Origin of the sequence: Vibrio atypicus, assembly GCF_009811315.1 — a bacterium.
In the GTDB taxonomy this organism is placed as follows: domain Bacteria; phylum Pseudomonadota; class Gammaproteobacteria; order Enterobacterales; family Vibrionaceae; genus Vibrio; species Vibrio atypicus.
The window spans coordinates 64114-78302 of the sequence record NZ_BLID01000014.1; the positions used below are offsets into that span (position 1 = coordinate 64114).

Consider the following 14189-nt stretch of genomic DNA (forward strand, 5'->3'; position numbering starts at 1 on the left):
ATTTACAACCAGGTCATGCCCATCCGCCTTGCCGTTATATTGCCGGGTGATCAGCGCCCTTTTGAAAGGGTCAGGGGATGCAAAATTCACCGCACTAAGTAAAAATCTGCGAAATCAGACGTTTTGCAAGACCATTTTTTAGTCGATTCAGAGGTCTCTATAGAGAGTAGAAAGCGATACCCTGTTCTTAAAATTCTAAGTCAGTATTCACAGGTGGCTAAGGTACTCTTACTCTACGGTTTTGTAGAGTAAGAGTATAAGGGGCAGAGCGCCTTTTAGGTTTTATGTTACCAAAGATTGTATTTGTTTACGTAACTGATCATCAGCGCAGTGACGGTTACAAACACCATAAAGCTAAAGAAAAATTCTTCACGGCTCCTTATCATTTTTTTCAATGGCGTAAAACTAAGTAAGAAAAAAACCGAGGTTCCAAATAAAATTTCTTTTTCAATGCCAGTACTCAAAGCAGCGACACAAATCGTTACAACTAAAGCATATGCAAAAAACGTTGCCTTGCTCATGCCTATTTGGCTGTTGTTTTTGTAAACATATATTCCTTGCATTGTAAAAGCTAAAAATAGAGCCAAAAAAGTCGATACCATTAAAACGTGCCTCCACAATCGGGCACATGACAGCTTGTACACAGAGCTCCCATCGACACGCCTAAACCGCCAGATCCTACTCTAGCAACAATGATCCCCATGCCATTGGGTATAGCCATTAACGTACTAAGCATTGCAGTGGACCCTGCAACAATTGCAGCGCGCGTAATATCGCCCCCAGAACAATCATTGGCAATTGCCCCCATTGCGCCAACTGCTGCGCCACCTATGCCATAAAAAATTACAGCAGGAACCGCTCTAGTTTGATTAGCGGCAAATTCCTCATCATAACCGTTGAGAAATATAGGAGTTTGATAACTAAGTTCTGTCGTCATGAACGAAGGAACCGTTTTTATTTTAGATACCGGAATTTGGTTGTTAAGGCTTCTCCATAGAGTATTAAATTTTGCTTTATTTGTGTGCTCAGAAATTACGACTCTACTCCCAGGCCTGTATGCTCTACCGTTTACCTTTGATACAATGTGAATGAAATTGAGTGGCTTAAAATACAACTTAGTACCCGGCTCTATTTCATAAATTTTACCCTTCTCATTCGAAGCATATATTACATCTTGCGTTAAATTAACAACTTCGTGGCCAAGTCCCTTAAAGCAATACTCATATCCTGCTCTCATCGTGCTTAGGTGTTCCTTAGGCGATAATACTTTACAAAAGGGACTATCAAATCCTATTTGTGTAAGGGCCATAACCTGTTGGTAGGGTGAAAAAAAAGTTATAACAAGGAGCGCTGTAATGATTTTTTTTGTCATAGAAATACCTAACCTCTGTCTGTGTGACACTCTAGGGCTTCTAATGTGTATAAAAGCCTATTTCTAACACGCGAAACAACTTTCATTTAGTTTTTACATAGCTAACAAAAGTGTTACGTAGCATTCTATCAAATGAAAATAATTATCATTTGATCGAAAAAAAAACCATAAGCCTTTTTGTTCTTGATACAATATGGGCTCTGAGTGAAGAAGGTCTACAACCTGCAAGCACCATCAAATGATGCAAGTCGAAAGGAAAATCGGCACATAAGACACCAACCCCTTACCCGAACTTAATCGAAGTCAGTCAAAGGCTATTACGAGAGGAGACACGACGAACGGCAACTAGGAAGTATGACGAGTCCGTAGTCCGCCCTGCGCAGTAGTGCAGGCGTTGGGAGATTGTTCACAGGAGCTTAGCGTCACATCGAGCTTGATCGATATCTGTGACTCTAGTTATCGTGGGAGGAGCATTCCGACGGAATGAACCGATCGAAGCGGTGTGCCGCGGGGTGAGAACGCCCACAACAAAAATTTTGCATGCAAAATTCTTTCTTTCAAATGGCTACTTTGATTCCAAACCATTACGTGAACGGTTGAAAATCAAGCGAATGACCTTATATAGACTCTGGGAATACACATTTTTTGAGGCCGAATGTCAGAGCTTAAAGACTTACACTACTACCGAACCTTTCATACACTGGTTATAAATGCCCTACTCCACCTTCTCTTCACAGTATCGATGAGTGATCGATTTGTACCTATAGCCAAACGCAACGACATACTCACTAAATATTTAAAGCCAAAACTTAAAGAGAGAGCCTTTTCGAGCCTCAAGAAAGACATTCGTTTGATGCTCAATATTGCCAAGTCGAAACAAGGTAATTTGGAGAAAAGGCTGTATGAAATCCATTCTCTGGCTAATGAATGCAAACCAACGGATCTAAGCAAGCTCATGGAGTTACTTGTTTACTTAAATGACGAAGCAAGCATCGACTCTAAGGTTTATGAAGAAGGCCAAGAAACATTACCTAATGTTCTCTACATGCTGGAATCACACATAGAGCATTGTTTTGATGACAACGAAACGCAGATTGCCCCCGTATCAATGTTCATCCATACACCAACCCCTAGTGAATTGATTCAAACAATTAATGAATTCAACAAACTAACGTGCGAAATGAAACAATGGGATAAGAACACCAACCATGTTCACTTGCTTCTTCATCCTATCGGCGTGAAAACAAATTTAGCCTGAACATCAAGTTCAGGTATTTAAACGGCCGAAGCCGTTTAAATCCATCCTCGTTCAGCGAAAGAGACTACCTCTTCGTGAGAGATGACAAAGTGGTCTAGGACTCGAACATCAACCAACGCTAACGCATCGGCAAGGCGGCGAGTAATTCGACGGTCACTTTGGCTAGGTTCGGCGACACCAGAGGGATGATTATGGTAAAAGATAACCGCAGCTGCATTGTGCATTAGAGCTTCTTTCACGACTTCTCGCGGGTATACACTCGCGGCATCGATAGTGCCGTTGAACATTTCGTCTGTAGCCCGAACTCGATGTTGATTATCTAAGAAAAGAACACCGAAGACTTCATGCTCTTTTGCTGCTAGGGAAGTTTGGCAATATGCCTTGACGAGGTCAGGTGATGTCAGAGCAGGTAATTCGTTGATGAAAAGTTTAGATTTGAGGATTTGAGCTGCATGGCCAAGTGTCTGTTTCTCTTCTGCTGAGAAAAGCGCGTTATTTAGATAAGTAAGATTTGATGCAGTCATAACGATGTCCTTTTTTGTCTATGTCGTTTTCGTCTGACTGTCCGGCCTACTGACACGGTTCTGGTTAGCAAGGGCGCGACGCGTTTATATACCCTTGCTAACAAGGTTCTGTTAGTAGACGGTTCAAAGGAAGATACGAAGAACGCAAGGATAAAAAAGGCGGCTCTGACGGCCACCCTTACAGTAGATAACAATGTTAAGGCTACAGCACCCTAATCACGAGTCGAGGATCATTTCAAACTTTCCCGAATCAACTTTCATGATGATAATAAGCAGCCAGAACGTGCAACCACCATGTTCGAACAGCATTTATTCCTCAAATGCTTCTATTGCCTGACGAATTCTGCATTTCTTAGAGTTCCTATGACGCACGTTTCCAGACAACACTTGATTTATACGACGCTGCATTGTCTTATGAATTACACCTTGGTAAGAAACATTAAATACATGCCGCTTTAGCAAATCACTAACTCTAAGTTTGCTATCTTAGCAAGTTGGTAGTGATGTTACTTTTCAAACTGACGCTATAGCCATCATTCTACACGTGAATATTGAAATATAATTAAACATGTACGGCTCTTAAAAAGAGGCATTACAGCTTTGCTCTCATTACCTACAAATGATCATTAGATAAACCATATTCAGCGCTCTTTCTACTGTACTAAGTCAAACAACCTATTTGCTATATCATCTTAACTTGTATAACCACTCTAAATTCAAATGTTCTATTTTTATTGACATTCACACCAAACACACGCTTCACTAAAAGTATCAACATCCAGTACAAAAAACGCGATTGAGTCAGGTGACGCGGACACCACTATCATTCAACTAACAAGAAGTAACCATGACATGTTAGAGAAATCGAGTTCACCTTTTATCAATCAGATCCACCTACAACGCCTTAAGCAACTGTGTATGCGATACCCTGTGAGTGAGCAGTGCGCGACGGACATACAGACTCTAGCTGAACAACTATCCTGTTCCGACCGCAACGTGACAAAGTTAATCAAGACACTCACTTCATTGGGTTGGTTATCCTGGGAGCCAGGTCTCGGTCGAGGACATAAATCAAAACTCACTATTAACGTAAGTTTCGAAACGGCATTGACTCGGGAGCTAGAAAACTATTGCTTCAAAGGCCAATTAAGTGAGGCTGCTCGGTATGCCGAGCAGTTTGGTTATTACGATGTTTTTCGCAACAACCTTCCAAAGTGGTTACATAGAGCTCAGGAAGCGCTCAAGGTTCAGAATCATCTTGCAATGCTGGCACCTTATTGCTTACCAGAGCTGCACCCTTTAAAAGCTATCCGTCCAATTTCACGGCCGTATATTGATGGGATATTCGACACTTTGCTGAGTTATGACAAAGCGTCTGATTCGGTGAAACCCAATTTAGCCCATTACTTTGAATTTCGAGGCGCCGAGTTGTGGTTAAGATTACGTGATGATGTCTATTTTCATAACGGGGAACACTTGTCACCTAACCATGTTGTTCAATGCTTAGAAGCATTAGTCTCTTACCCTCACTCAAAGCAACTTTTGTATCGTCATATACGGTCCGTTTATGCTGATGGCCGCTGGATTGTTCTACAGATGGAATTTGCTGACCCTATGATTTTGAGGGTGTTAGCCGATACCCATGCTGCGATCTACTTAGAGAGTCGCGACAGCCAAATTCCTATTGGAACAGGAGTTTTTCAACTCGAAGTCGATCCCTCAATTTCTGGCTCTGAGGCTAACACCTCGCATACTCATTGGAGTTTGATCAAGAACCCTCATTACTTTGCCGTTAATGCTCTGATAGACAAGATTGAATGCTGGACCATTGACTCTACTTCAACGGACATCCACGCTCATATCACTCACCATGGCTATTCAACCACGATTCCTTCTGCTTCCGTCAATAAAACGCTGTCGATGGGATGTGAAGTGATGGAGTTCATCTACAAAGAAGACATGTTGTCCATGGATGAAAAAGCTTGGCTGATTCATCATGCAAGAGAGTTCTGTAATAACTCTTCTAACAACCATGCGCCGGTTGCTAACTGTGTTTCAGGGCTACATCAAGAGAGGATGGTTCATTTATATCACCCTACAATGACTCGGCCTGAGCGTGACATCAAAGTATGGTGTGCGGATCTAAACCGGGCTCACTACTTAGAACTGATTGAGCGTTGGCGTCAACAAGGTGCAAATATGACGCTTCTGCCCTATCAAGACAGTGATTATGCTGATATTGCGATGGGAATTTACGCAGCTCAAGATGATTACGTCTTGAACTATTACAAGTGGTTTCTCTGTAGCGATGCCTTCGATGACTGTTTGTCACCAGAGCAACAAAAAACAATAGTCTCGTTTGTCGACAGAGTGCTTAAAAACTCGTCAGATCTTAATCATCTAATAGATGAGCTGCACCGGTGTGAAGACTGGATGGTTCAGCAAGGCATATCGATTCCGCTGTGGAGAACTTCTACCGCTTATCATGTTTCAGAGACAATCAAAGGTGCGGATATCGACAGTATGGGGCTGATATCTTTTAAGAAGCTTTGGATTAAGGACTAGTCAAGTAAGTCCAAGAAACAAGTACCAACGACGACAAAGGTGGAACTCTACTCACTTAACTCATCGTTATTACTACTCTTTGGTCACGGCACAATGGTGCTATTCGGGACTAAAGAGGAATTATAGATGTTTCCACATGATCATTTTTTATATCGATATAAAGCAAGAGCTGATCTCATTAACCCTGAGCAAACTGTTATTGTTGAATCAAGGGCCTCTAACCACTCAGCGTCACTGCCAATGTTTGTCATAGGGTTTCTTTTGGGCTCAATTGCAACAGTTCTTTTCTTTTAGTTCGACTACGTGGGCCAGTCTTTCAAAGACTGGCCTGTTTCTTGTCTCTTCAGGCTTTACCGCGCCAAACCCTAGTAATACTATCCCGGCTTACTTTTTGTCGGTTGCGCTTGCTTACGGTACATACAACAAACCCACACGAAATCATCGCTAGGGCGAACTTTTCACTGTCGGTGATGACGTGTCCAAACCAGAAACTTGCTAGGAATATTGAAACTAACGGAATAAGAGCTGGAAGCGTAGAGGAAACCGTTGCCCCTAAATAGTTGACTGCACGTGCGAAGGTAAAAACAACAACAATTGATGCTAATACGCTCTGAACAAAAGTTTGTGTTATCCATTGCTCAATAGGCAGAGCGGATAAATCAGAATGTGCAGAGCGTAGGTATACCGGTAAGTAGATAATACCGGAGATAACATTCATCATGAAAATCGTTGAAACAAGATTCACCTGCCACCTTTTCAGCAACAGAGCAAATAAAGCCCAAGCTAATCCAGCCAGTAAAAACAACGTCGCGCCTATACTACTTTGCAGTTCGGCGCCAAGAGGTCGGTTTATGAGTAAATACAGGCCGAAAACAATCACGCCGATGCCACCAATCTGAGCTTTATTGATTTTTTCACCCTGTGCCGACAAAAATGCCATAGTGATGATCATCGTAAAGGTCGGAACCATCACACTCGCATAAGACAAAGGCGTCAGTTGCATCCCTTTGTTGACCAACCAACCATACATTGGCCCTGCGAGTAGCGAAAACGCAGTAGCCCTCAACCAATTCGTTATCTGCATTACACCGCGCAAATTTATCAGCAAGAGAGGAAGACAGATTATGCCTGCCACACAATAGCGAAGCATCGTCAGATCATTGGGTAAAAAGCCACTACTAAGAGCCTCATGCGTTGTGACATTTAATATCCCCCAACATCCAACAGTCAATGCGCCATACCCAAACCCTTTTATTAATTTTCTTTTTTCGAATGATTTCATGGATTCTTCTAAGTTATGTTTTTCGAAAGAGTAACCTAGATAATGGATAACAAATATTGATATATTCTTATCATTCAATGCCTAATGGTTAACAAAGAGTTGTATGGAACTTCGACAAATTAAGTATTTCCTTGCTGTTGCTAACTCTGGTGGAGTTACAAAAGCCGCTGATATTCTCAATGTCACTCAACCTGCTATTTCGCGCCAAATCCGTGAATTAGAAGAGGAGTTAGGGGTGCAACTTTTTGAACGTGTATCAAGAAAGCTCATCCTTACCGTTGCGGGGGAACACTTTAGAGAGCAGATGGATAAAGTCTCCTCAGACATAGAAAAAGCGACCCAAACCGTCAAAAAATTTGCTTCAGGGGCAATCGGAAATCTTAGATTGGGTTCGGTAGAAACCGTATTATGGGAAGGGTTAGTGCCTAATCATTTAAGTCTGTTCAGAACTCAGAACCCAGATGTCAGGATTGAAATGATTACAGACAACACGACTGTACTTTTAAACCAGATGGAACATGGCAGTTTGGATTGTGCATTTGTGTACTTATTTAGGGAACTCGACAGTTCATATGGTGTTATTCAGCTGCGAAGTGATCCAATGGCGCTTGCGTACCCTGCTTCTTGGGAAAAGAAGTTTCATGACAACGTCTCTATTTCTAAACTGAACTCACTGCCTTTCATCCGCTTCCCCCAAGAGTCCTACCCTGCATTTTTTGAGTGGCAAGAGCAACAATTCCGAACTCTTGGTCTAAGCCCAAATGTACTTCATTGGGCGCATCATGAAAGTTCGATGCTTGCATTGGTTGCCGCGGAGCAAGGCATCGCTATCGTAAATAGCAAACATATTAATCGAGCATCCCCTCTAGTGAGGTTCATCACCTTAAGTGAGTTAGATCTGCAGTTACCGCTTTGCTTTGTTTGGAAAAACGAAAAAACAAGACCCGTTGTAAAAAGGTTATCTAATCAATTGATAGATAGTTAAAGCCTTTAAGCCTCTGACATTACGTAACCTAATCCAAAACAGAAATAGGTCTTTAACCAAACCTATTAGCAATAACAGAAAGTGGATCGCTCCCAAGTCTGAAAGTAACGCCTGTAAAGGTTCTGGACAAAAACAATTTAGACTAATTACTTAATTTCAAATTTGGCGAATAACATTAGGTATGGAAAAGCAAATACCCTTCATACCACCTCACTAAGAGCATCCAATCCACTAGAGAAAGCGTCTTCTACTTCAGGTGGTCGACGCTCTACGGCAGTTCCTAGTGTCCTTAAATGATAGGTACCCTCTCGGTGCCTATCATTTAATTCATAGTGTTTTTAATCGCTTGAGTATCTGCTCTCGCTCTTTGTTTAAAGCTTTGTCTGTAATATCGATTGCAGGCTGAAAGATGTTCATATCCATTTCAAAGTGATTAAACTCATTTAGAAGAGTCTTCTTTGACATGAAAAAGACACGATGTTGTATCTTTTTGCGTTCATTTCCCTTAAACGATGCGAAAATGATACTAGATAACATATCGTGTTTGTTTGTATTGATGGCATATGTATCAACTAAAACTTTTTCAACATTTAGCCTCAAGTATAAATATGTAAGTGTGTGCCTTAGTGTTTTTGATAGCAAAGGGTAAGATTCTGATTTTAAAGGGCTAAATTCCGTATAGTCCCAACCAACAACTTCCTTCGCTGATATTTTATGAACATTCCCTAGCACTCTGTCAGAAAATAGCTTCTCATAGATTTCTGTAACATTGATCGTTTCATCACAGTAACCATGCATTAACTGAGTTAACTTGTTTTTTTCTTCTACCAATCCCCTAATTTGACAAAACCCACGCATAAACGGAACTAGAGATATCAGAAATTGTTTTTCATTATCAATTTCCGTTTTTATATCCTCTCTTAAAAGGTTTAAGAATTCATGGATGTACAAGAGAATCGACATTTCTTGAGGGTTAATTGGCGTAAAGCCGTTACTCTCGCCTAATACGTTGTTGAAGTAGTACAAGTTTAAGCACTGTTTTGCTTGATGCTCTAATAGTTTAATTAAGTCTGTGTTGTGCGTAAGGACTAGAGTCTTTTTGGAAGATAAGAAGCTTAAAATCGCATATGCTAGTTTGTTCTTGTAAATGGAATCAAAGCTCGATATCGGGTCATCAAGTACGATTAATTCACATGCCGAGTTTTTCGCTTTTAAGAGCTCAAATGCGAGTGAAAGGAAGTTCTGCTCACCATTACTTAGCTCAAGGTCTTGGCGGTTTTTGTTTAAAAAGTCTTTCCCTCCTAACATAAGTCTAATATTGTTATTATCATCACGCTCTAGCGAAATTTCACGCTCAAGAGATTCATTTAGAAACTGTTCGATGAACAATATGTCTTCACTTCCAAATGTTGGCTTATTCTTGAGTAATGCTTGATAGGCTTCATAGTCTTCTTGTAACGCGTGATTAGTTGAAGTTGTTATAAAGTCATGTTTGAGAAGCTGCCAGTACACTGATTTATAATTGTTGAATTCAACGACTAGATCCTCAATGAAGGATTTATCAGATTTCTTTATAGCAGTTCTAACTCTATCTTTGATATTAAACGAGTCAGGCTGAGACAGGTTCTTGATGATCTTTTCTGCTATTTCTTTTTCTTTTTCATCCATTTGATTGGATGTTTGTTCATATTGTTCGTTTTTCTGAGCTAGTTTAGCTACTACATCAATAGGATGGTCGCAGACTAAACACTCATCTATATAATTAAATTTCTCTAGAATTATTACAGCTTCGCTTTGCTCTTCAAGTTTGACTATGCTCTGTTCTTTATCATCAAGTTGGAAATTATAGTTTGATAAAGCGCGAATGATTGAGTCATTTTTGGCAAAATCCTCAATGAAAAACCTTAGCTTCGCTTCATCATAGTCTGGCGTTTCTGCTAATTGGTATTCGTATACTTTATCAATGAAATTTTTACGATCTATTTTTTTACCTCTGGATCGACTGTTTGCTATGTCTGCTATGTAACCTAATAGGTCTTTATCTAGAATGAGCTCATCAAAATTCGTACTCATTTTAGCTATTTGATAGTTTTTCTTGAGGATACCAACAAGTTCTTTTTCGAACAGTAAGGAAAAGCTGTCGTTCAGTTTTTCTTTAAGTTGGTATTCCCTTTTAATATCATCGCCGAGGATAAAATCCTGAGTCTCACCTTGAATTACGTTTCTGTCATTTTGGTCTGATATGATATGAGCTACCGGATCACTATTTTCGGTATGTTCTATACCACCAATGTCCAGCGTGTACTCTACATCTTTGTCTTGGTTTAAGACCTTGGATAAACTTGTTTTTCCAGTACCATTAGGCCCATATACCACACATACTTTCTTACGTTCGAAATCTAACTCGTTGTTCTGCGTTAGCGCTAAATATTCGTCAGTGAAAATACTATCTTTCTTGATTTTCGATACTTTGATTTTCATAATTTTTTCTAACTAGCTGTTTTTTTTAATGTAACACAAGCCTTGTTGCATATAAGGGCTTTCGTCAAATAATCGAAAATTACTCCACCGTAATGAAGCGAAGTTGGCTCAATGTATCCACATTGATCACGCCTTATGGCAAGTTGATGCTCAACTATTAACAGGGTTTTAACGCTGATGCGTTGGTCGTTTTCAGTCTTTACTTCTAGCACATCATAAGTCCGCGGTAATAAAACCAAGTCTTGTCTTTGGACGATCCATTAGATCATGCATAAAAAAATAATTAGTTGAGGATTGAGATTTTATGAGAGTAAGCACAGAAAGGGGCAGAGGCTTTCCTATCTATCTGAAGTGATTTTCCACTAACGTTCTAGACACCTTCTTATGACCTTAACTCCTATGTATTAAAGTGCTAATTTAGTTGCAGAAAAACTATTAAGGAAGATAGTAATGCATGAAAGCGATGAGCCACGCTCCTAGATATACTAGATGGCATACAGCTAAGGAGAAGCGAAGCTGTATACAGAGGATTTCTATATCAACACCTATATGCTGTTGGATGCTTACTATTAACTCCAACGGCTGATGTCGATGCTGTGCTGGTTGGACTTGATGAGGATATAGAGCTTATTACTGGGCTCGGGCGAACCTATGTGCAAGTTAAGAAGCTTGTAGGGTGTCACATTAGTTATGCTTGGACTAACCGTGAATCGCATTCTGCAACCGAGCTTTCTATCTAAAACACTTTGGGGCGAATTAGGAAGCTAGGATAGGTATTTTATTCACTCCTTCAAAACTCAGCTATTGGCCTTTAAAGTGTTTCTGATGGAGATGGCATGATGTAAGCTAAGCCAATAAAATAGAAATGGATTTAGAATTTATATGTTTAATCTTCATACTCTTGGTTGGTACAGCTTTCAACAGTTATGCCTTTCGGTATTACGCGAAGTTCTCGGTCAAACGGTCCAGTCCTTCCTAGATACTAATGACGGCGGTAGAGATGGAGCATTTTCAGGTATCTGGAGCCAACAAAATGGTGAGTTGTTCTCTGGCCGCTTTGTGATCCAATGTAAGTTCACCGCTCGCGTTGGGCACTCTCTCACACCATCAGATCTCAAAGACGAATTCAGCAAGGCCGAACGATTAGTCAGCAAGAATGAGTGTGACATTTATATTCTAATGACAAACGCAGGTGTTTCCGGTGCTACCGAACTAAAGATTAAGGAAAGGTCCAAAGAAGCAGGAATCAAAGATTTCCTTATATTGGGTTCCACTTGGCTGGAAGACCAAATTCGTGACAATAAACATTTAAGGATGATGGTTCCAAGAGTATACGGTCTCGGAGACTTGAGCCAAATTCTAGACGACCGAGCATATGCTCAAGCTAAAGCTGTACTCGAAACAATGAAAGAAGATCTAGCTAAGGTCGTTTTAACTGAGTCTTATCGAAAAGCAGCTGAAGCTCTCGACACGCATGGTTTTGTGCTTCTAGTTGGCGAGCCAGCCTCAGGAAAAACGACCATAGCATCATTGCTTGCTATGTCATCTGCTGACCAATGGGGAGCGTCTGTGGTTAAGTTGATGACACCCCAGTCAGTCGTTGAGCGTTGGAATCCTAATGAAAAGTCCCAACTATTTTGGATCGATGACGCATTCGGAGTGACTCAGTATGAAAGTGGCCTAGCCTCCGGTTGGAATCATATCCTCAATGAGGTAAGAACCATTCTTCGCCAAGGAAACCGTATCGTTATGACGTCACGAGACTACATCTATAATCGTGCACGTCAGGATTTGAAGGACGGCGCCTTCCCACTCTTCCAGGAAAGCCAGGTTGTTGTAGATGTTCATAACCTAACGCCAGACGAACGAAGGCAGATTCTCTACAACCATCTAAAGCTTGGAAGGCAACCCAGAGAGTTTCGTGCTGCGGTTAAACCACATTTAGAGACTGTTGCAGATCATGATAGGTTCATTCCAGAAACAGCTAGGAGGTTGGCAGATCCATTTTTCACCAAAAATTTGTACCTGTCTGATTTGAGCTTGGAGAGGTTTGTAGATAAGCGCGAACAATTCCTCATAGATACCTGTAAAGAGCTAGACGCCGGTTGCAAAGCAGCATTAGCATTAATTTATATGTCCAACGGTCAATTGCAAAGCCCGGTCACATTGACGGCTGCTGAGGATGATACTCTGAGGCGATTGGGCAGTGACTTGGGAGGGTGTACAGCTGCACTCGAAGCACTGCGCGATAGTCTAGTAGTCCACGTGAATTCGGACGGAAAGTCCTTTTGGACTTTCAAACACCCAACTATTGGAGACGCATACTCTGTCATGCTTCGAGGCAGTCCGGAGCTGCTTGGGATTTATGTCCGCGGTAGCGATATCCAAAAGCTGATGCGTCAGATAACTTGTGGCAACGTAGACATTGAACAAGCTGTTGTCCTGCCTAGTTCTATGTTTGAATTACTCATTAAGCGACTTATTACATATAAAACAAGTTCTGCCTATAAGACTCAATGGATGTCAGGTTGGTGGGCTCGACGAGAACTGCTAAGTTTTTTAAACGGACGGTGTAACAAGCAGTTTCTCGAATCGTATCTCAGAGCTGACCCCAAATTAATTGATCATATCACGACCCCTACGCCGAACTTAGATTTTTCGGTAGAAGTAGACCTAGCTATTCGCTTGTTCAAACTAGGCATCTTACCAGAAAGCGCGCGTAAAACACTGGTAACTACAGTCTCGAAATATGCTCAAAATGGCGAAGATGCCAGAGTTCTAGGTGACCCTGAGCTCCGCTCACTATTAAATGATAAGGAAGTGAGAATACTAAGAGAAGCGATTCGTACTGAATTACTGCCGCGAATTGAGGAAGTGCGTTATTTACATCAAGAAGACCACGATCCCGAAGAAGACCCAGAGTGGCACATGAATCGTTTTACTCAACTGCTTTCAGGCATTGTAGATGAATATCCACATAGTATGCGTATTAGAAATATTATAGAAAAACAGCGCATGTTAGTTAAAGAATGGGTCGATGAAAACCCACTAGAGGAAGACAGTTCGGCTTCGCGAGATATCATAGTTGATGAACCGAATGTAAGCTATACGAGCAGTCGAAGCATTTTTGATGATATAGATGAGTGATATCTGCTCCAGCGAGATTTTCGATAAACACTCTGTAGCATTACTAAAATTTGGTCAACAGAATTGGTAAAAATGGACAGGCTTACTGCGCCTGCAACACAGAAAGGGGCAAAGCTGTGTTTGCCGTAATCGGCTTCAGCACACCTCTGGACAAAACAGTGTGGAATCGTATGTGCAAAGGTGTCGTTAATGCTGTAACTCGCGACTAGAAGCCATTACGTACTTCACCGCCTCTCTCAATACAATTTCATTAAAGTTGATCGCTAGGTCTACATCGGTTAATACAATGATTAAAAGTATGTCATCGACCACCAAGTCGTTCATTAAATGCCAATCTATTTCTGCTGAATCAGTTCGTATCAATGCTTGACTCATCAGATCAAAAAGACAGTCTAGACATTTTTCACAATCCAGTTTTGTTCGATGGATTTGGGCCAGAAGGAAGGTCTTTGTATTCATACCACTAGGGTAGTGAATTCTGAATATCAGTAAGTATGAGATTCAACCGGTATATTGTGACCTTTATTAATCTTCTGGCTAGCTAAGGATGATCAAAGTACTGTATGTGAAGGCTT

Annotated in this window: 10 protein-coding genes; 4 read left to right on the top strand and 6 right to left on the bottom strand. The window is 41.0% G+C overall.

The annotated features are described in order from the left end of the window. Positions 1-287 precede the first annotated feature (287 nt). A complete protein-coding gene (locus GVO60_RS20890; RefSeq protein ID WP_159657510.1) occupies positions 288-602 on the bottom strand; it encodes a hypothetical protein in 315 nt (104 codons plus the stop codon). Beyond that, the gene (locus GVO60_RS20895) at positions 602-1372 is read right to left on the bottom strand and encodes a hypothetical protein (protein ID WP_159657512.1); all 771 of its coding nucleotides are present in this window, start codon (positions 1370-1372) and stop codon (positions 602-604) included. Before GVO60_RS20895 ends, GVO60_RS20890 begins: the two co-directional genes overlap by 1 nt. A 655-nt stretch (positions 1373-2027) precedes the next feature. On the opposite strand from GVO60_RS20895, the gene GVO60_RS20900 reads away from it, so the two are divergent. Beyond that, on the top strand, positions 2028-2630 hold the full coding sequence (locus tag GVO60_RS20900; protein ID WP_159657514.1) for a DUF2913 family protein: 603 nt from the start codon (positions 2028-2030) through the stop codon (positions 2628-2630). A 35-nt stretch (positions 2631-2665) separates the two neighbouring features. On the opposite strand, the gene radC is transcribed toward GVO60_RS20900, so the two are convergent. Then, positions 2666-3154, bottom strand: a complete 489-nt coding sequence (gene radC / locus GVO60_RS20905; protein ID WP_159657516.1) for a RadC family protein — start codon at positions 3152-3154, stop codon at positions 2666-2668. An 852-nt stretch (positions 3155-4006) separates the two neighbouring features. Here radC and GVO60_RS20910 point away from each other — a divergent pair. Continuing rightward, positions 4007-5719, top strand: a complete 1713-nt coding sequence (locus GVO60_RS20910; protein ID WP_159657518.1) for an SgrR family transcriptional regulator — start codon at positions 4007-4009, stop codon at positions 5717-5719. A 343-nt stretch (positions 5720-6062) separates the two neighbouring features. Here the strand turns inward: GVO60_RS20910 and GVO60_RS20915 are convergent, their stop codons facing one another. Continuing rightward, positions 6063-7001 carry a DMT family transporter gene (locus tag GVO60_RS20915; RefSeq protein ID WP_159657520.1) on the bottom strand — a complete coding sequence of 313 codons (939 nt, stop codon included), beginning with the start codon at positions 6999-7001 and terminating at the stop codon, positions 6063-6065. 103 nt (positions 7002-7104) lie between these two features. Here GVO60_RS20915 and GVO60_RS20920 point away from each other — a divergent pair, with 103 nt between their 5' ends. Next, the gene (locus GVO60_RS20920; protein ID WP_159657522.1) at positions 7105-7986 is read left to right on the top strand and encodes a LysR family transcriptional regulator; all 882 of its coding nucleotides are present in this window, start codon (positions 7105-7107) and stop codon (positions 7984-7986) included. 327 nt (positions 7987-8313) lie between these two features. Here GVO60_RS20920 and GVO60_RS22480 read toward each other — a convergent pair whose 3' ends face one another. Continuing rightward, a complete protein-coding gene (locus GVO60_RS22480) occupies positions 8314-10467 on the bottom strand; it encodes an AAA family ATPase (RefSeq protein ID WP_217358386.1) in 2154 nt (717 codons plus the stop codon). A gap of 882 nt (positions 10468-11349) precedes the next feature. Here GVO60_RS22480 and GVO60_RS20930 point away from each other — a divergent pair. Then, positions 11350-13614, top strand: a complete 2265-nt coding sequence (locus tag GVO60_RS20930; protein WP_159657524.1) for an nSTAND3 domain-containing NTPase — start codon at positions 11350-11352, stop codon at positions 13612-13614. A gap of 186 nt (positions 13615-13800) precedes the next feature. On the opposite strand, the gene GVO60_RS22555 is transcribed toward GVO60_RS20930, so the two are convergent. After that, complete coding sequence (locus GVO60_RS22555; protein ID WP_225874955.1) at positions 13801-13977, bottom strand: hypothetical protein; 177 nt, start codon at positions 13975-13977, stop codon at positions 13801-13803. Positions 13978-14189: the final 212 nt, after the last annotated feature.